Source organism: Thermaerobacillus caldiproteolyticus, assembly GCF_015326725.1.
Lineage (GTDB): Bacteria > Bacillota > Bacilli > Bacillales > Anoxybacillaceae > Thermaerobacillus > Thermaerobacillus caldiproteolyticus.
This window is the reverse complement of record NZ_CP064060.1, coordinates 1501261-1521065: the sequence shown is the minus strand read 5'-3', so window position 1 is coordinate 1521065 and position 19805 is coordinate 1501261. Positions and strand designations below refer to the sequence as shown.

The 19805-nt window shown below is 42.8% G+C and carries 18 protein-coding genes, 1 other RNA gene and 1 riboswitch; of the genes, 16 read left to right on the top strand and 3 right to left on the bottom strand.

Annotated elements, in window-relative coordinates:
* The first annotated feature begins 72 nt into the window (after window positions 1-72).
* From ISX45_RS07460 to ISX45_RS07420, 10 genes are all read left to right on the top strand, one after another.
* A complete protein-coding gene (locus ISX45_RS07460) occupies window positions 73-1335 on the top strand; it encodes a ribonuclease H-like domain-containing protein (protein WP_407649754.1) in 1263 nt (420 codons plus the stop codon).
* A gap of 156 nt (window positions 1336-1491) precedes the next feature.
* Window positions 1492-1566 (top strand): hypothetical protein, encoded by a 75-nt coding sequence (locus ISX45_RS19550; RefSeq protein WP_228485713.1) that lies wholly within the window; start codon window positions 1492-1494, stop codon window positions 1564-1566.
* A gap of 143 nt (window positions 1567-1709) precedes the next feature.
* Window positions 1710-1943 (top strand): CotD family spore coat protein, encoded by a 234-nt coding sequence (locus ISX45_RS07455; protein WP_181556293.1) that lies wholly within the window; start codon window positions 1710-1712, stop codon window positions 1941-1943.
* A 72-nt stretch (window positions 1944-2015) separates the two neighbouring features.
* On the top strand, window positions 2016-2585 hold the full coding sequence (locus ISX45_RS07450) for an SLOG family protein (RefSeq protein ID WP_194520397.1): 570 nt from the start codon (window positions 2016-2018) through the stop codon (window positions 2583-2585).
* A 46-nt stretch (window positions 2586-2631) separates the two neighbouring features.
* Window positions 2632-2928, top strand: coding sequence for a cell division regulator GpsB (gene gpsB, locus ISX45_RS07445; RefSeq protein ID WP_181556291.1), 297 nt, complete (start codon window positions 2632-2634; stop codon window positions 2926-2928).
* Between the two features lie 77 nt (window positions 2929-3005).
* An RNA gene (rnpB, locus tag ISX45_RS07440) (RNase P RNA component class B) lies at window positions 3006-3403 on the top strand.
* A 132-nt stretch (window positions 3404-3535) separates the two neighbouring features.
* Window positions 3536-4675 carry a THUMP domain-containing class I SAM-dependent RNA methyltransferase gene (locus ISX45_RS07435; RefSeq protein ID WP_194520646.1) on the top strand — a complete coding sequence of 380 codons (1140 nt, stop codon included), beginning with the start codon at window positions 3536-3538 and terminating at the stop codon, window positions 4673-4675.
* A 139-nt stretch (window positions 4676-4814) separates the two neighbouring features.
* A complete protein-coding gene (locus ISX45_RS07430) occupies window positions 4815-4985 on the top strand; it encodes a hypothetical protein (RefSeq protein WP_194520396.1) in 171 nt (56 codons plus the stop codon).
* Window positions 4986-5143: 158 nt separating this feature from the next.
* A complete protein-coding gene (locus ISX45_RS07425) occupies window positions 5144-7081 on the top strand; it encodes an ATP-dependent DNA helicase (protein WP_181556289.1) in 1938 nt (645 codons plus the stop codon).
* A 92-nt stretch (window positions 7082-7173) separates the two neighbouring features.
* Window positions 7174-8682 carry a carboxypeptidase M32 gene (locus ISX45_RS07420; protein ID WP_194520395.1) on the top strand — a complete coding sequence of 503 codons (1509 nt, stop codon included), beginning with the start codon at window positions 7174-7176 and terminating at the stop codon, window positions 8680-8682.
* Window positions 8683-8718: 36 nt separating this feature from the next.
* Here the strand turns inward: ISX45_RS07420 and ISX45_RS07415 are convergent, their stop codons facing one another.
* The 3 genes from ISX45_RS07415 to ISX45_RS07405 are packed head-to-tail and all read right to left on the bottom strand — an operon-like array spanning window position 8719 to window position 11016.
* Window positions 8719-10365, bottom strand: coding sequence for a b(o/a)3-type cytochrome-c oxidase subunit 1 (locus ISX45_RS07415; protein WP_181556287.1), 1647 nt, complete (start codon window positions 10363-10365; stop codon window positions 8719-8721).
* Window positions 10362-10838, bottom strand: a complete 477-nt coding sequence (locus ISX45_RS07410; protein ID WP_181556286.1) for a cytochrome c oxidase subunit II — start codon at window positions 10836-10838, stop codon at window positions 10362-10364. Before ISX45_RS07410 ends, ISX45_RS07415 begins: the two co-directional genes overlap by 4 nt.
* Before the next feature lie 22 nt (window positions 10839-10860).
* A complete protein-coding gene (locus ISX45_RS07405; protein WP_194520394.1) occupies window positions 10861-11016 on the bottom strand; it encodes a cytochrome c oxidase subunit 2A in 156 nt (51 codons plus the stop codon).
* A gap of 327 nt (window positions 11017-11343) precedes the next feature.
* A riboswitch (purine riboswitch) is annotated at window positions 11344-11445 on the top strand.
* Window positions 11446-11593: 148 nt separating this feature from the next.
* Here ISX45_RS07405 and ISX45_RS07400 point away from each other — a divergent pair.
* The 6 genes from ISX45_RS07400 (at window position 11594) to ISX45_RS07375 (ending at window position 19793) form a co-directional block, all read left to right on the top strand.
* Window positions 11594-12181 carry a xanthine phosphoribosyltransferase gene (locus ISX45_RS07400; RefSeq protein WP_194520393.1) on the top strand — a complete coding sequence of 196 codons (588 nt, stop codon included), beginning with the start codon at window positions 11594-11596 and terminating at the stop codon, window positions 12179-12181.
* Window positions 12178-13485 (top strand): nucleobase:cation symporter-2 family protein, encoded by a 1308-nt coding sequence (locus tag ISX45_RS07395; RefSeq protein ID WP_194520392.1) that lies wholly within the window; start codon window positions 12178-12180, stop codon window positions 13483-13485. The genes ISX45_RS07400 and ISX45_RS07395 overlap by 4 nt, the downstream gene beginning before the upstream one ends.
* Before the next feature lie 146 nt (window positions 13486-13631).
* Window positions 13632-14705, top strand: a complete 1074-nt coding sequence (locus ISX45_RS07390) for a type III polyketide synthase (RefSeq protein WP_194520391.1) — start codon at window positions 13632-13634, stop codon at window positions 14703-14705.
* Between the two features lie 6 nt (window positions 14706-14711).
* Window positions 14712-15272, top strand: coding sequence for an isoprenylcysteine carboxyl methyltransferase family protein (locus ISX45_RS07385; protein WP_194520390.1), 561 nt, complete (start codon window positions 14712-14714; stop codon window positions 15270-15272).
* A gap of 91 nt (window positions 15273-15363) precedes the next feature.
* A complete protein-coding gene (locus tag ISX45_RS07380) occupies window positions 15364-19050 on the top strand; it encodes a dynamin family protein (protein ID WP_194520389.1) in 3687 nt (1228 codons plus the stop codon).
* Window positions 19047-19793, top strand: a complete 747-nt coding sequence (locus ISX45_RS07375) for a nucleotidyltransferase domain-containing protein (protein ID WP_194520388.1) — start codon at window positions 19047-19049, stop codon at window positions 19791-19793. The genes ISX45_RS07380 and ISX45_RS07375 overlap by 4 nt, the downstream gene beginning before the upstream one ends.
* The last annotated feature ends 12 nt before the right edge of the window (window positions 19794-19805 follow it).

Genomic DNA, 19805 nt, shown 5'->3' with positions numbered 1-19805 from the left:
CTCATCCATAAACAGATGTGTTACATTTGTTGACTGCTTTAAATTAAGCAATGAGAGGGTTAGATGATGTCGATTAAACATAAGTTAGCAAGATTGAAAGGGCATATAGCTAGAAATGAGCCAACTCATCAAGATGAAACACAAGTGTCATCTCCCGCAAAAACGGGAGATGAGACCATTCCATATTTTGAGCGTTGGCTCGATTTTGGCGTTAAGCCGTTCTTTTTTGATGGTGAATATTGTCTTATTCGCGAAGTCGTCTATCCGCTAGACTACCGACATGGTCAATATCATCTCGGTGAATTACATGATGTTTGTAGTATGTGGCAGCAGGCTCCCTTTACTCACCCGCTTTCAAGCAAAGGGCACGAAGTCAGTGACTTATTTTTCTTTGATACAGAAACGACCGGACTTGGAAGCGGGACAGGGCATGTCATTTTTTTGCTTGGCCATGCCCGCGTTTATTTCGATCGTGTAGTTGTTCGTCAGCATTTTTTGCCAAATCCGGGGGCGGAGATCGCTCTCTATCAAAGTTTTTTATCGGAAGTCGATTATACGACATTGGTCACGTATAATGGAAAAGCGTTCGATTGGCCGAAACTGAAAACGCGCCATACGCTCATTCGTGACACGGTACCGAAATTGCCGGCATTTGGCCATTTTGACTTATACCACGCGGCACGAAGAATGTGGAAACAGAAGCTTGAATCGGTTCGATTAGCGAATGTGGAAAAAGAAATTCTTGGGATTGAACGCGAACGTGATATTCCGGGCTTTTTAGCGCCGATGATGTATTTTGATTTTCTCTCCACACCACATCCAGAGCGAATTTTCGGAGTGCTCCAACATAATGAGATGGATATATTGTCGTTAATAACCCTCTATATTCATCTTTCTAAACAAATTTTAGAAGCGAACGAGATGGGGGGCACGCTTGAACAATTCGAGACAGCTCGCTGGTTTGCTGCTTTAGGTGAAATAAATGCGGCGAAGGAAGTGTACGAACACGTCGCCGAAAGTGATATGCAAGAATCCATAAAAGCGAAATGGAATTTATCGCTTCTTTACAAAAAGGAAAAAAGATACGAAGAGGCGGTGGAAATCTGGAAGGATTTATTCCAACATAGCAACGACTCGCTGAAAATGAAGGCAGCAACCGAATTAGCGAAAGCGTATGAACATTATTTCCGCAAGATAGAAGAAGCGTACAACTATGCCATCCAGTCTTATGAGATATGGAAATCGCTCGTTCGCACTTATAAACAAAAAGATGAGGAGCAAGAATACGAGTTGATCAAGCGAATCAATAGGCTCAAACGGAAAATGAAAACATAACTATTTCCTCGGAAAGCGCAAAATACGACAGAAAATAGAGAAAATTTTGTTTTTATAGATGAAACTTGTAGAAAAAACAAAAAATATGTACAATTATGTTTTGGGAATAGAACGTGAAAACGAAAGCAATGGACGGAGAGAAGAACGATGAGGAGCATGTATAAGAAAATTTTCTACTTGTTTTTTGTTGTCGTTTGCCTAACTGCGGTTGTATTTACAAATTTAACGTGAAGGAAGCTTGGATTTGGCACTTGGGATGCCCATTCATAGACATCTATGGGAAAAATGGGTATCTATACTAGTACGAGTCCGCTCCTTTCATCATAGGCTAGTATTGTAAAGAACAGCTTATGATAAAGAAAGGAGAAATCGATATGCATTGCAGACCACATGTTGTGGCACCGATTGTTCATCCACCAAAATGTTGTGAACAACATTATTTCGATGCAACGGTTGTGCCACATATTCATCCATCTCACACAACCCATGTGAACCATCATATTTTTCAACATCAACATTATTTCCCGCACACCGAATCGGTTGTGAATGAGGTAGCGAACCAACATTTCCATTGCGGTGTCCCTGCTCCGTTTCCATGGGGATACTAAACCGCGATAAAACAGGAACTGAATCATCAGTTCCTGTTTTACTATATGTTATAAATAAAAGGAGAGACACCTTTGGTTAAAGTGCTTGCCGTGACAGGTTATAAACCATATGAATTGGGTATTTTTACAAATGATCATCCTGCCGTTTTTTACATAAAAAAAGCGGTCGAAAAGCGTCTTCATTCACTTATCGACGAAGGTTTGGAGTGGGTGGTAATCAGCGGACAATTGGGCGTTGAGCTTTGGACAGCAGAGGTCGTGTATGACTTACAAGCGACATATTCGCATTTACAATTGGCTGTACTTACGCCATTTCTAAATCAAGAAGAACGATGGAGCGAAACAAATCGAGAATATTATGAATGGATTGTTTCGCAAGCTGATTTTGTTGACAGTATTACAAAGCGACCGTACGAAAGTCCTGCTCAGTTTCGGATGAAAAATGAATGGATGGTGCGAAAAAGCGATGGGTTACTCATCGTCTATGACGAGGAAAAAGAAGGAACGCCGAGATATATGCTAGAAGTTGCAAAGAAAAAAGAAAAATACGTCATTTTTCCCATTACTTTTGCGGATTTGCAAGCTATCATAGAAGAAGCGCAAGCAGATGAGTCGCAAATTGACAATCGTTTTGATTTCTGAAAAAATAAAGAAAAAGATAGCGGAACTGGAATTGGGGTGAAGAACTATGTTAGCGGGTCGCATTAAGTTAACAGCGAAAGACATTTTAGAAAAAGAGTTTAAAGTGAGCATGAGGGGGTACAATCAAGACGAGGTTGATCAATTTTTAGATATCATTATTAAAGACTATGAAACGTTTCAGCAGGAAATCGAGGAACTGCAGCAAGAAAATATGCGCTTAAAACGTCAAATCGAAGAGCTGCAAAAGCGCCCATCGACACAAGCGGGGACAACGAATTTTGATATTTTACAGCGGTTGTCCAATTTAGAAAAGCATGTGTTTGGCAACAAACTTTATGATTGACGGTACATAGTCGGAAAATTTCCCATTGAACTGAACGGAAAAATCGACTATACTACAATATGCAGACGGCGTTAATAATGTTCGGGTAATCGCTGCGACAATTGTTTGTCGTAGAGGAAAGTCCATGCTCGCACGGTGCTGAGATGCCCGTAGTGTTCGTGCCTAGCGAAACAATAAGCTAGGGCAGTCTGGCGCAAGGCTGGGCTGACGGCGGGGAAAGAACCTACGTCCTTAACAGGATATGGTTCGATTACCCTGAAAGTGCCACAGTGACGGAGCTCTAAGGGAAACCTTAGAGGTGGAACGCGGTAAACCCCACGAGCGAGAAACCCAAATGATGGTAGGGGCACCTTCCCGAAGGAAATGAACGGAGGGAAGGACAGATGAAGTTTTCATCTGTAGATAGATGATTACCGCCGGAGTACGAGGTGATAAGCCGCTTGCAGTACGAAGGTACAAAACATGGCTTACAGAACATTATTAACGGCCGATATAGTATGATGAAAAGCTCTCCTGCATAGAGGGAGAGCTTTTCGCATTTTTATTACATCAACGGGGAAACATGTTTATACTACATATAGACAACATGAAGGATTAGGTGACGAATATGGGAAATATAACATTGGTCGCGACAGCAGCAATGGGAATCGAGTCGATTGTAGCCGACGAAGTACGCCGCCTCGGTTACGAATGTCAGGTGGAGAACGGAAAAGTGACGTTTGAAGCCGATGAGTTAGCGATTTGTCGCGCTAATTTGTGGCTTCGTACCGCCGACCGCATCAAGCTCAAGGTCGGAGAATTTAAGGCAACATCGTTTGACGAGTTGTTTGAACAGACTAAAGCGCTTCCTTGGGTGGATTATATTCCGGTCAATGCCGAGTTTCCGGTCATCGGAAAGTCCGTGAAATCGCAATTATTTAGCGTTTCGGATTGTCAAGCCATCGTCAAAAAAGCGATTGTAGAAAGCTTAAAGCAGCAGTATCGGGTATCATGGTTTGAAGAAAACGGTCCACTCTATCGCGTTGAAGTGGCGTTGCATAAAGATATTGCGACACTTACGATCGACACAAGCGGCGCCGGCTTGCATAAGCGAGGCTACCGCGTTGCTCAAGGGGAAGCTCCGTTAAAAGAGACGTTGGCTGCCGCTCTTATTCAATTAACGAATTGGACGCCGGATCGTCCATTTGTCGATCCGTTTTGCGGCTCTGGAACGATTCCGATCGAAGCAGCACTCATCGGTCAAAACATCGCCCCAGGGTTTAATCGCGAGTTTGCTTCCGAACAGTGGGAGTGGATCGGCAAGCGAACGTGGGAACAAGCGCGAGAGGAAGTGGAAGATTTAGCAAATTACGACCAGCCTCTCGACATTTACGGTTTTGATATCGACCACCGTATGGTAGATGTCGCCAAAGAAAATGCGCTTGAGGCAGGATTAAGCGATCTCATTACGTTTAAGCAAATGCAGGTGAAAGATTTTACCTCAAAAAAACAATATGGTGTTATTGTCGGCAATCCGCCGTATGGCGAGCGTCTAGGAGAACGGAAAGAAGTGGAACAAATGTATAAAGACATGGGAAAGACGTTCGCGAAATTGGATACATGGTCGATTTACATTTTAACGTCTCATAAAGAGTTCGAGAAGCATTACGGCAAAACAGCAACGAAACGTCGCAAACTGTTTAACGGTTTTATTGAAACACATTACTATCAATACTGGGGACCGCGGCCTCCAAAACATGATTATTGATTCATAAAAATGGACCACACTTGCCTGCAAGGAAGTGTGGTTTTTTTGTTGAATCGAAAAATACAAGAATGATCTCTCATTTCTTCGCATAGAATACAAATATTGTAAAGATGTTATTTTTCTGGAGAGGTGGTTTACGATGAGGCAACCGTCTGTTGATTTATTAAAGATCTCCCAAGCGCTCGACAACACCTATACTCTCTTAGAGCAGCATGATGTCGAAACGGAAAGGCTAAAACAAATTAAAGTTGCTAAAGATGTATGGAAACAGGCATTTACATATGTATTGTCAAGTACATTTAGGGTATAACCGCTCGACATGATTAACGTGACGGTTCGTTGTTTGAAAAACCTTCTATGTTTTTAAGTACCGAGTCAAGCGGTTCGTTCCTTTTTTATTGACTTCTGAGAAAATATCGATGATAATAATAATTTGTGACTCTTATTATTTTGGAGGTTTTTCAGACGATGAGCCGTGAGCGCTATCCTTTTACGTTAGAGAAAAACGAGAACTTTTTTGATAAATTAAACGAATGGATCGGTGATGTCTTTTACGACATTTTACCGGAAGCAGGATTCGAATTGCGGGACGAGCAAGTATATATGGCGTTTCAGTTAGAGCGTGCTTTTAAAGAGAAAAAGGTTATGTTTGCTGAAGCAGGAGTAGGGACTGGAAAAACAATTGTGTATTTGCTATATGCCATTTGTTATGCGCGTTATACGGGAAAACCGGCGATTATTGCCTGTGCCGATGAAACTCTCATTGAACAGTTAGTGAAAAAAGAAGGGGATATTGCAAAACTATCGCGAATTTTGAATTTACATATCGATGTGCGTTTAGCCAAATCACCAGACCAATACTTATGTTTAAATAAGCTCGATGAAGCCTTGCTTCACGATGACGACATTGAGCTTTATGAACAGATTTTTGACGAGCTCCCTGCCTTTGTTCATGATAACAAAACGTTGCAGGCGTTCCACCATTACGGCGATCGAAAGGAATATGCCCATTTAAGTGACGAACAATGGAAAAAAATCGCGTGGGATCCGTTTCAAGATTGCTTTACATGTGAAAAGAGACATCGCTGCGGACAAACGTTGTCGCGTGAACATTACCGAAAAGCAGCTGACTTAATTGTTTGTTCGCATGATTTTTACATGGAACACGTCTGGACCTATGAAGCGCGCAAACGGGAAGGACAACTTCCACTCTTGCCGGAAGCGAGCTGTGTCGTGTTTGACGAAGGGCATTTATTAGAGTTTGCCGCGCAAAAAGCGTTGACGTATCGCATGAAAGAAGCGACGTTAGAGACGTTATTAACGCGCTTATTAGAAAACGATATCCGAGAAGAGCTTGCTTATTTAATTGAAGACACGTTACAAATCAGCGACCGCTTTTTTGCTGAGCTTTTAGCATGTTCTACCGAGGTAGCCGGGTCGAACCGTCAGGAAATTACATTTTCTCCGGAACTTGTTCGCCTTGCGAAACAGCTGCATGGAAAAATCGGCGAGATTGGTAACGAGCTTGTGTTTGAAAGCGAGACGTATACGATCGATCATTACCAGCTAAATATTGTCGATGAATATTTAGATCAAATCGAACATTCATTGCATCTTTTCATCCATAACCGTGAAGCGATTACGTGGTTAGAAGCGTCTGACGAAGGAAAGACGCTTGTCATTATGCCGCGTACTGTACAAGAAGTATTGCGCGAAAAAGTATTCAGCAAGCGAATGCCGTTTATTTTCTCATCAGCGACATTATCGAATCGCAAATCATTTACATACATTGCCGAAAGCTTAGGGATTGATGAGTATTTATCGTTTAGCGTCGATTCACCGTTTGATTATGACGAGCAAATGACGATTTATATGCCGACGTTTTCAAATGACGAGACGCTATTTTCGCAAAAATATAACTACGCTTTACAAAAAATACGCGAAACACAAGGCCGAGCGCTTATTTTGTTCCCATCGAGACAAGAATTACAACAATTCAAGGCAGTCGCTTCTCAAGAGAGCGAATTTTCCTTTTTGTTTGAAGGAGACCGCGAAATTAGTGAACTCGTGGCTACGTTCCAAGCTGAAGAAGAAACGATTTTATGTGCTGAGCATTTATGGGAAGGACTCGATATCCCAGGACCGTCGCTATCGAACGTCATCATTTGGTCGCTTCCATATCCGCCGAATGATCCAGTATTTCAGGCGAAACGAAAAGCGTATGACAACCCGTTTTGGGATGTTGACGTTCCGTATATGTTATTGCGGTTACGCCAAGGGGTGGGCCGCCTCATCCGCACTCATGAAGACCGTGGAATCGTTTCGATTTTTATCACAAATGATGAACATGAAAAAGTCATTGAAGCGGTAAAAGATGTGTTGCCGACGGATGTTAGGGAAGAATAATATTCTTCCCTCTTTTTGTCATAAAAAAAGAGGAGATTGGCGTTTTCAATGGAATTATATATGTGGCGAACGAAGCGATAGGGGGATGAGTCATGATCAAAAATATAGAGCAGCAATTTTTACATTATGTGAAAAAAATGATGAGTTACAATGAAGCCATTCAATTGATGTATTGGGATATGCGAACAGGAGCGCCGAAAAAAGGAATTGAGCAACGCTCCGAAGTAATCGGTGTTCTTTCCCACGAAGTGTTTAAAATGTCGACATCTGAAGAGATGGCAGCATATATTGCGAAACTTTCGCCAAGAGATGTGCAAGAACAACTATCTGAAGTTGCTCGCTATACGCTTGCGGAATGCAAAAAAGAATATGAACGAAATAAAAAAATTCCGGCGGACGAATATAAAGAGTATGTCGTGTTACAATCGAAAGCGGAGAGCGTGTGGGAAGAGGCGAAAGCGGCGTCCGATTTTGCGATGTTTCGCCCGTATTTAGAGAAACTAGTGGAGTTTAATAAAAAATTTGTTGAATATTGGGGATACAATGGAAATCCGTACAATACGCTGTTAGATTTATATGAACCTGGAATCACCGTTGATGTGTTAGATGAGGTATTTGCGAAATTACGGGAGCGCATTGTCCCGCTTGTGAAAGCGGTAGTTGCTTCACCGCACAAACCGGAAACGTCGTTTTTATTTCACCCGTTTCCGAAAGAGAAGCAGCGGGCGTTTAGCCTGAAATTGTTGCGCGAACTCGGTTATGATTTTGCGGCGGGCCGCTTAGATGAAACCGTCCATCCGTTTGCGATTGGGCTTAATCCAAACGATGTTCGCATTACGACTAGATACGATGAGCGCGATTTCCGCACAGCGCTGTTTGGAACGATTCATGAGTGCGGTCATGCTTTGTATGAGCAGCATATTTCTAAAGAGCTCATCGGTACCCCGTTATGTACAGGAACATCAATGGGCATTCACGAGTCACAGTCATTATTTTATGAAAACTTCATCGGCCGCCATTATTCATATTGGAAACGAAATTATCCGCTTTTACAGCAATATGCGCCAGAACAATTTGCGAACGTACCGCTCGATGAGTTTTATCGCGCGATTAATGAAGCGAAACCGTCGCTCATTCGCATTGAAGCCGACGAATTAACATATCCGTTACATATTATGATTCGTTACGAAATTGAAAAAGGGCTATTCAATGGAACGATTGAAGTGAAAGACTTGCCAGATATTTGGAATGATAAGTATGAAGAATATCTCGGCATTCGTCCCGGCAATGATGCGGTTGGCGTCTTGCAGGATGTGCATTGGTCGGGAGGAAGCTTCGGTTATTTTCCTTCCTATGCTCTTGGCTATATATATGCCGCGCAATTAAAAAACGCGATGATTAAAGACCTTACTCATTTTGATGAGTTACTAGAAAGAGGGGAGTTGCTCCCGATTCGCGAATGGCTAACGGCCAACGTTCATCGCTTTGGCAAAACAAAAAAGCCGCTTGATATTTTGCAAGAAGCGACCGGTGAAGGATTGAATGCCGACTATCTTATTCAATACTTAGAAGAAAAATATAAAGCGATTTATCGGTTATAAACGAAATCCCCTCCTTGTTCGGGAGGGGATTCACTTCTACCATAGCTTATAACCTTTTGAACCCGGAGGAGCGTTTTGAATCATATCGATAAACGGAATGGTGTAAGCAATTAAAATAAGTACGACAGTAATACCGATCCAAAGCTTCCAGTTTTCTAACACAAGCGGTGTACGTTCTGTGCTTTCAGCGGCTTCGCCAACAGGGAACTCTGTTTCTCCTTTTGGTGCAAAGAATGCCAAGTTGGTTACAATGACAAGTACTAAGATAATACCGATGAATAAAATTGTTCCACCGACTGCTTGTGCAATCTGATATGGAATCCATTCAAGCGCTTGTGGCGAGTTTCCGTATGTGGAAAACGCGGAACGACGCGGCGCGCCAAGCAGACCAGCAAAGTGCATCGAACCGGACATAAAGCACATCCCAACAGCCCATACTACCGTTTGGATGATTGCTAATCGATTCATTGCTTTTGTCATCACTCGTCCACTTAAATGCGGAATGAGCCAATATGCTGCACCGAAGAAGGTGAGAACGACCGTTGTTGCTATTGTTAAGTGGAAATGCCCAGTAACCCAAACCGTATTATGCACGACTTGGTCTAACTGGTGAGAAGCATTGATAATTCCGCCGGCACCGGCAGGAATAAAGAATACCATTCCTACAAACGGTGCGAAGAAACGCGCATCTCCCCAAGGAAGTTTACGCAACCATCCGAAAAGTCCTGTAGTACCTTTTGAACGACCGTACATTTCAAAAGTCGCAAACATTGAGAAAGCGGTCATTAAAGATGGAATTACGACCATAAACGTTAAAACAACCTGTACATATTTCCAAAAAGGCTCAATTCCTGGCTCCAATAATTGATGGTGGAATCCGACTGGAATTGAGAAAATCAAGAATAAAATGAACGCTAAACGAGCTAGTGAGTCAGAGAAAATTTTTCCACCTATGACTTTTGGAATGACCACATACCATATCATATAAGCCGGCAGTAACCAGAAATAGACAAGCGGATGTCCAAAATACCAGAACAATGTCCGGCTGACTAATATGTTAATTCGATCGACAAGACCTAAAGACCAAGGTAATAATTGAATAAGAACAGTTGCCGCAACGCCTAATGTGCAGACTAGCCATAAAACCATGTTCACAACAGCCATAAAGGTGAGAAGAGGGCTTACTTGGCCTGGATGTTCTTTTTTCCATTTCATATAATGCGCGAACATCGCAAAGCCGCTCATCCAGCTTCCGACAACGACAAGTGTTAAACCAAGATAAAAGCCAGGATGTGCTTGTAAGGGTGCATAAAATGTGTAAAGAACAGAAGCTTGACCTGTTAAAATGAAGAAAGCGGTCATTGCCGTACCAAACGTCATTGTCCAAAAGCCGATCCAACCCCAAAAACGGACGCGATCGGAAAACGTACCGGCTGTTCGGCTTATCGCGGCAAATTGGAAGCCGATAATAAAGAATGTTGTTAATACAAGCCCAAGCAATACACCATGTGTTGTTAAAATCGTATAGTAGCTAATGTTGGCTGGAAGCGTAAACTTTCCAGAACGCACTAACGTTTGTAATAAACCGGCTAATCCCCCTAATCCTAATGCGATAAATGCGACGTAAATATGTGCCAATGCTAATCTCGCATCGCGACGATCCACTTTCAATGTTTCATTCATTGTTTATCCACCACCTTAATTCTTGCCGTCATCATATGGTGGCCGGCACCGCAATATTCGTTGCATAAAATGGTATATTCCCCGGTTTTATCAAAGGTTTTTGTGAATGAATTCACATATCCGGGCTCAACCATCATATTAATATTTGTTCCTACGACTTCAAAGCCGTGAATGACGTCTTTTGATGTGACATTGATCGTAACTTTTGCTCCTTTTGGGATTTCCACTTGGTTCGGTGTATAAGCAAATGCGGAAGCAACAATGTTAAGCTGGTATTCATTATCCCCTGTTTTTACTAACCCCGGCTTGTTAAATGGCGGAGTTTGATCTACTTTCTCAGGGTCGATCGTTGTTAAACAGCTTGGAGGCTGGTTGCCTTCGGCGAATGCGCTTACTCCAACAATTGTTAGAAACACAAATAAGCAGCCAATTCCGAACACGAGCCAAACTTTTTCATATTTATGCATATGCATATCGCCTTTTCTCTCCTTTCATTTATAGACGATGTAAAAACAAGAAATAGACGCTAACCCATGTGAAAATAAGGAAAAAACCGAGTAAAAAAACAGAGGTGAGTGTTCCTTTTAATGATGTTTGTTCTTCTGATACTCTGACGTTTGTCTTTGAGTGGTGTAGCTCTGTTTTTGACATCCTCCCATACCCTCCTTTCTGAATCCCCCAGAACTTTCTACACTTTTATCATACAAAACTAGTTAGAAAATGGTAGGAGCGTTTTACCATTTCACAAATTGTTCATTCCTTACTTTGTCACTATCATAACAGTAAAAAATTGATACGACAGTGATTTTCGCCGCATGAAGCCGCAAAAACTTGTGAAAATATTGTGAACGTCTGTCTTAGGAAAGGAATGATGATGAGGAGATAGAAAACGAACTATGATGTGTTTTTTTATATAATTGTTCGTGTTTTTTGAAAAAACTCTTTCCAAATTCAGAAAACCATGCTATACTGCTAGTAACTTTATATAGCTGACTCACTCATATAATTGCAGGAATATGGCCTGCAAGTCTCTACCGGTCGACCGTAAATCGACCGACTATGAGTGGCAATGTCAGAAACGGTTGGGTGAGGTTGACGTTTATGGCCCCAGTGTCTCAGTGAAGTGGCGTCAATCATTGCCCGTTTACGGCTTAAAAGACATTGCCTGACTCATGCATGAGTGAGGTCGGTGTTTTTTAAGCTTTTTTATTTTTAAAGGAGGAACAACATGCGTGAACTGATTGAAAAAATTGTAGAAGAAGGGGAAGTTCTTTCCGAGCACGTTCTCAAAGTGGATCGCTTTTTAAATCATCAAGTTGATCCGGTGCTGATGAAGCGGATTGGGGAAACATTTGCAAAAACGTTTCAGAACGAGAGTGTTACGAAAGTCTTGACGCTTGAATCATCGGGTATTAGTCCAGCGCTGATGACAGCGTATGCGTTAAGGGTGCCTCTTTTGATTGCCCGAAAACGGAAGTCATTAACGCTACAAAACGACTTATATACAGCGAAGGTTTATTCGTTTACGAAACAGGAAGAAACAGAAATTTCTGTTTCGCGATCATTGCTTCATGAAGATGACCACGTCGTTATCATTGATGATTTTTTAGCTAATGGCCAAGCGGCTTTAGGGTTAACAGAAATAGTAAAACAAGCGAATGCAAAAGTGGCTGGCATTGGGATTGTTATTGAAAAAGCGTTCCAAGACGGGGGAACATTATTACGGAATCGCGGTTTTCGCGTTGTATCACTTGCGCGCATTGCTTCCCTGCAAGGTGGAAAGGTGCAATTTGCAGAAGAGGTGGTGTGCCCATGAACCCGATGAAGCTATTCTCTTTAGGACTTCAGCATGTCCTTGCCATGTACGCGGGAGCGATTATTGTTCCTCTTATCGTCGGCAGCGCACTAAAACTGTCGACAGAACAACTTACATATCTTGTGGCAATTGATTTGTTCATGTGCGGAATCGCGACATTGCTTCAAGTGTGGAAAAATCAGTTTTTTGGCATTGGTCTTCCGATTGTGCTGGGTTGTACGTTTACCGCTGTAGGTCCGATTATTGCCATTGGTCAACACTATGGGATGTCCGCTGTATACGGAGCGATTATCGCTGCAGGAGTATTTGTTGTTATCGTCGCAAAATATTTTAGTAAGCTGCGTATGTTTTTCCCGCCGATTGTGACCGGTTCTGTCGTGACCGTGATTGGGCTTACTCTCATTCCTGCGGCGATGAATAATATGGCAGGAGGACAAGGGGCAAAAGATTTTGGAGATATCAGCAATATTGCTCTTTCGTTCGGTGTGTTGTTATTTATTATCTTTTTATACCGCTTTTTTACTGGATTTATTCGTTCGATTGCAATTTTACTCGGCATGGTGGCGGGGACGATTGTAGCAGCGTGGATGGGAAAAGTGGATCTAAGCGCCGTAAGTGAAGCTTCGTGGTTCCATATGCCTCGATTATTTTATTTTGGCATGCCGACGTTTAATATAACCGCCATATTAACGATGATTTTAGTCGCAACAGTCAGTCTCGTCGAGTCAACAGGTGTTTATTTTGCCTTGAGCGATATTTGTAAACGTCCGTTGACGGACAAGGATTTAGCGAACGGTTACCGTGCGGAAGGATTAGCGATTATCTTGGGCGGATTATTCAATGCATTTCCGTACACGACGTATTCGCAAAACGTCGGCCTTCTTCAGCTATCCGGAGTAAAGACGCGCCAAGTGATTTATGTTGCCGGAGCCATGCTCGTCGTGCTTGGATTGATTCCGAAAATCGCGGCGATGACAACGATCATCCCGGCTCCGGTACTAGGCGGAGCGATGGTAGCAATGTTCGGGATGGTCATCGCATACGGAATAAAAATGTTAAGCTGCGTTGAATTTACATCTCAGGAAAACTTATTTATCATTGCTTGTTCGGTCGGCATGGGGCTTGGGGTGACAGCTGTTCCTAATTTATTTGCGGAGTTACCGTCAAGCATAAGAATTTTAACAGATAATGGCATTGTTGCAGGCAGTGTCACCGCGATCCTCCTTAACATTGTCTTTAACGTGTTACCGGCGAAAAAAAGAGTGCAATCTGTTCCATCGCTTCATGAACAACAGGTTTCATAATGATCTATATATCCGTTTTCTTTTGGTGTGCCAAAAGAAAACGGATTTTTTCTTTGTATCATGAACTAATGGAAGTATTTGCATAACTGTGATGATAAAGGGAATATTAGCTGTAAGCAGTGATTGGAAAGAATTGAGGTGTTATTATGCCAGCTATTGTTTCTGTTGGAACGGCGTCATTGCCTTACAAAGTGAAGCAGGAAGACGTTCGCGGATATACGAAACAACTATTTGAGCACTCATTTCCACATATTGATCGATTGCTCAACATCTTTGAAAACGGTGAAATTGAATCGCGATATTTCGTTCAACCGCTTGAGTGGTATCAAGAAAAACATCGGTTTTCCGAAAAAAATGATTTATATATAAAAAGCGCCGTTCACTACAGTTGTGAAGCGATACAACGCTGTTTGCAAAATACAACGCTTTTAGTGAGACCTATTTCTTACGATGAAATTGAAGCGATCTTTTACATATCGACAACCGGGTTGGCAACTCCCAGCATTGAAGCACGAATTATGAATATGCTCCCTTTTTCACCGCATACAAAGCGAATCCCGATTTGGGGATTAGGGTGTGCAGGGGGAGCGGCTGGATTAGCGCGTGCGTATGAGTATTGTCTCGCCTTTCCAAATGCCAAAGTGCTTGTGATCGCAGCAGAGTTTTGCAGTTTAACGTTTCAGCCCCAGGACGATTCGAAAAGCAATTTGATTGGCACGTCGCTGTTTGCTGACGGAGTAGCGTGTCTTTGTGTTGCCGGAGATGCAGCATTGGACGAGCGCATTCGACCGCGCATTGTAGCGACGCAATCAGTGCTGATGCCCGACTCAGAAGATGTGATGGGATGGGACATCCGCGATGACGGATTGTTCGTCGTTTTTTCGAAAGACATTCCGTCGCTTATTTGCTCGTGGCTCAAACCGAACGTAGAATCGTTTTTACAGCAATACAACCTAGCGATGAGCGATATCGCTCACTTTATTGCTCATCCCGGTGGAAAAAAAGTGATTGCTGCTTATCAAGATGCATTTGGAATTGATGAGCAAAAAACAAAGGCATCATTTCAAGTTTTACGAATGTTCGGAAATATGTCGTCAGCCACGGTATATGTTGTGCTTGAACAGTTTATGAAAGCGTCAATTCAGCGTGGTGAATACGGGCTTATGGTCGCGCTCGGACCAGGATTTAGCGCTGAGCTCATTTTATTGCGATGGGAGTGAGGATGATTGGTCTTTTATGCCTTTTTCTTTTTTATTGTTGGTGAGCGGCTTGTTGAGCTAGCGATCGCTAAGCGGAATGAGCGTGTATTGAAAGCAACGGGAGCAAAAGAATTTGGTGCTCGTCACTATCCGTGGATCGTGGCCATGCACGCATTGTTTTTCGTTTCGTTTTGGATCGAAGCCACATTAAAAGGGGGACAGCTTTCGCCATGGTGGCCGTTTCTTTTTAGTTTCTTTACCGCTGTTCAAGGGTTACGCATATGGACACTTTGGTCGTTAGGGCGACTTTGGAATACGAAAATTCTAGTGCTGCCAAATGCTCATGTCGTCGTTAAAGGACCATATCGCTGGTTACGTCATCCGAATTATCTCATTGTCACCTTGGAAATGATTCTGATTCCCTTGTTATTTGAAGCGTATTGGACGGCGCTCATCTTTTCGGTGTTGAACGCCTTTTTATTATCGATTCGGATTTCTACCGAAGAACAAGCGCTTTCAGCGATGACCAATTACAAACATAAATTTCGTGATCGTCCACGTTTCTTTCCATTTCGTCCCGTCAAATAATTGACGGGATTTTTGCAATTTTTTGTATTGGGAAATGTGCGTAAATACAGTAAAATGATTGTATACGATGCAAACATAAGGGGTTTTGGATATGGTCCATGTTACGCAACAATCATCATTGCGACAATGGTTAAAAAAATTAACGTATATTCATGAAGAATTTGCAAACCGAGGTGATGAAGCGAATGTGAAAAAAGCGCGCCAGCTGTTGCAAAAAGCGGCGAATGAAGAGTTTGCCATCGCTTTTTGCGGCCATTTTTCTGCTGGAAAATCAAGCATCATCAATGCATTGCTTGGCGAGCCTCTCCTGCCATCAAGTCCGATTCCGACGAGCGCGAACCTTGTAAAAGTGAAATCAGGACGAGAGTATGTTCGTGTGTTTTATAAACATGAGCCGCCCGTTGAATATGCAGCGCCGTATGACTATGAGCAAATTCGCGCACATTGCAAAAACGGAGATGCGATTGAAGCGATCGAAATTAGCCGATATACCTCGCGCATTCCAAAAGGAATTGTGATGATGGATACACCGGGAATTGATTCGACTGATGATGCGCATCGACTTGCAACGGAATCCGCGCTTCATTTAGCCGATGTCGTGTTTTATATGATGGATTATAATCATGTTCAGTCTGAACTTAATTTTCAATTCACAAAAGAGCTAACGAGTTATGGAAAAACGCTGTATCTTATTGTGAATCAGATTGATAAGCATCGCGATCAGGAACTGTCGTTTTTGCAGTTTCGGCAAACCGTTTATGACGCGTTTCGTGATTGGAGAGTGCCGGTTGAACGCATGTTCTTTACTTCTCTAAAGGAACAGAACCATCCGTATAATGAATTCAATGAACTCGTACAATGTTTACAAACGTTGTTTCATGAAAAAGAAGAACGGTTCATGTATGGTGTGGAGATTGCTGCGAAACGGCTTATTGATGATCACCTTGCATGGTTGCAACATCGCGATGCGGAAGCAGAAGAAGCAATTCACGTTCGCCTTGCTGAAAGGCAAAGCCATGAAACAGAAGAGAACGTTGTATGTGAACGCCTAGCCAACATGAAAAATGAGCTGCAGGCGCTTGAAGCGGCTTGTTCTGAAGCAGAAGCGCAATTTCGAAAAGAACTAGATGATATCCTTGAGCATGCCTATATCATGCCGTTTGAAACGCGCGAACTCGCCAAAGCATACTTAGAATCTATTCAATCTGATTTTAAGGTAGGTCTTTTCTTCACAAAATCAAAAACAGAACAAGAACGGACGAATCGATTGCGAGCTTTTTACGAAAATCTGAAAGAAAAAGCGATTTCGCAAATGGAGTGGCACCTTCGCGAACTGCTCGTGCGTTTTTTAAAGCAGCATGGTCTTGCTGATGCAAGGCTCATAGGCGAATGTCAACAATGGACAGTAGCGTGGAAGGAAGAAGTATTGCGTAACCTCGTTAAAAAAGGAGCAGGCCTAACAGGGGAGTATGTGTTGAACTATACCCATGATGTAGCAAATGAGTTGAAAAAGCGATACCGTGATGAAGCAATGCGCTTGTTTGCTATTTTATTGTCTAAATGGCAAGAGAAAACAAATGAACAACGTCAGCACTTATTAAGCGAAATCGAAAAAGAAACAGCGAAATATAAGCTTATTCAACAGTTGAATGCGCTCAAACAAAAACGAGAACAGATTTATGTGCAGCTGCTCCACGTTGTAGAGACAGACGAATCATTTCCGGAAATCGATGAGGAGCGCATAGCTGCGCTTATATCGGAAACGTTACCAGTGAAAATTGAGGAGAATGATCACAAACAGCCTCAAGTCCCTTCGCGTAACGAAAAAGCGGAAACAAAACATGAACGAGCGATCGGTCGCCATGAACAAACGGGACAAAAAGTACAACGGGCGATTGAACATTTACGGAAAGCGGCTCATTTTATCGACGGAATAGCGGGGATGAATCGTCTTGTTCATGAGTTAACAGAAAAAGCAAAACGATTAGAACATCGTACGTTTACAGTGGCGTTATTTGGAGCGTTTAGCGCAGGGAAATCGTCGTTTGCAAATGCCCTAATGGGAGAGCGAGTGCTGCCATCGTCACCGAATCCGACAACCGCAACGATTAATAAAATCGTTCCGCCGACTCATGAGTGTCCACACGGTACCGTGATCGTGCAGCTAAAAACATCACAACAATTGCTCAAAGATTTGCAAGCCTCGCTGCGCTATTTCCACATGAAAGCCGAAACGCTAGAAGAGGCGCTAGCGCTGAGTGAAAAAGCATTGCAAATTGAAAAGGTCGATGCTCGGGAAAAACCTCATTATTCGTTTATTCAATCTGTTGTTTCTGGCTATGTTCGCATGGAACAGCAGCTCGGTCGCACCTTACAGATTGATCTAGAACAGTTTGAACAATATGTTGCGGATGAGGCGACCGCTTGCTTTGTCGAATGGATTGAGCTCCATTATGACTGTGCTCTCACCCGGCAAGGAATCACCATTGTTGATACACCGGGGGCCGACTCCATTAACGCTCGCCATACGGGAGTCGCTTTTGAATATATCAAAAACGCTGACGCTGTTTTATTCGTAACGTATTATAATCATGCTTTTTCCAAAGCAGACCGTGAATTTCTTATCCAGCTTGGTCGTGTGAAAGATACGTTTACGATGGATAAAATGTTCTTTGTTGTCAATGCGGCTGATTTAGCCCATTCTCATGAAGAATTACAGACGGTTCTTGCATACATTGAAGATCAGCTTGCGCGTTTTGGTATTCGCTCTCCGCGGCTTTATGCTCTCTCAAGCCGCTTCGCTCTCGATGAGAAAACAGGGGCAAAAGCAGAAAGCGGATACGGTATTTTAACTGAATCTGGGATTCGCCAGTTTGAAGAAGATTTTACCCGTTTTATGATGGATGAATTAGCAGAAGTGGCGGTGGCAGGGGCGTACGCGGAAATGGAGCGCGCGAAAATGACGCTTCGGGACTATATCAAAGAAGCTGAACAGAGCAACGAGGAAAAAGCTGCAAAGCTCAAAACGTTAGCAAGCGCCCAAGCGATGATCCAACAGCTGTTACCTTCGCTCAGCATTGATCATGATCTTCAAGCTTTAAAGCAAGAAATTTCTGAGTTGGTGTATTATGTGAAGCAGCGCATTTCATTTCGTTTGAACGACTGGTTTAAAGAGGCATTCAATCCAGCTTCCTTGCGCGATGATGGCCGCGATGTAACTCAGGCGTTGCAAAATTGTTTACAAGAGTTGCTTCATTCCGTCGGCTTTGATTTAGCTCAGGAAATGCGAGCGACAAGTTTGCGGATTGAACGTTTTTTGATCTCTAAGGTAGAAGAGCACTTTGCTGAGCTTACCAACAGCATTTACCGCATTCATGAAGGCATCCCGCTTTCTAAAATGGAGCAAGAACCGTTTATGACAATGGAATTTGCGATAGGTTTGGAACATATTGATGCCACACGGTTTAAAAAAGCCTTATCGCTTTATAAAAACGCGAAATCGTTTTTTGAACGGGACGAAAAACGATTGATGAAGGAAGAAATAGAAAAACAATTGCAACAGCCGATCAACGAATATGTCGCGGAACATGAACAACGCCTCTTTGCATTTTATAAAGAGGAATACGAGAAAGCTATTGCCCGTCTCTCTGCTTTCATCGAACAACAAGTCGACGATTACTTTGCCGGTCTTATGACGACGTTAACCGAGCGGGTCGATATGGAACGGTTGCGCGAGTGTGAAAATCAACTGGCTCATTTGTTAGGGGAGAGAGCATGAACGAGTACATTCACAAACGGATTACGACGCTACAGCAAGAACAAAACGTGCGCATTTTGTACGCTTGTGAAGCGGGAAGCCGAGCCTATGGAATCGCTGCTCCCGGAAGCGATTATGATGTTCGGCTTATTACGATAAAGCCCGTACGCTCGTATTTGTCCGTTTCGAGCGTACGCGAAACGTGGAGCGAATCGCTTCCGCCTGTCGAGTTGCATAGTTGGGATGTATTTAAAGCACTCAAACTGTTCACAAAATCGAATCCGTCGCTTTACGAGTGGTTTCTCTCTCCTATTATTTATAACAAAGACGATTTCTTTTATAATAAAATGAACGCGATGATACAGCGGTACTACTCGTTGCGGCGATTAGCGCATCATTATCATTCACTGGCAAAAAGAAATAGTAAGGAATTGGCAAGAAAAGAACAAGGGAGTAGGGCGTATATCAAAACGTATGTGCAAGCATTGCGCGGAGCATTAGCCGTCCGTTGGATCGTTCAAAATCGGACACTCCCCCCGCTTTCGCTTCTACATTTAAGCGATGGGGATGAAACAATGAGCGAACTCGTCTGTTTGTTACAAAAAGCCAAACAAGGCGAGCGAATTGCTCTCCGCTTTTTTTCTGTCGATCGGTTATTACCGCTTATTAACATCGAGCCAACGATGATCGACTCATTGCCTTCCGGCGAAACGATCGACGCTCGTGTGCTTGATGAGTTCGTCTGGGCGTTATTAGGGGTATAAAAGGAGCGATAA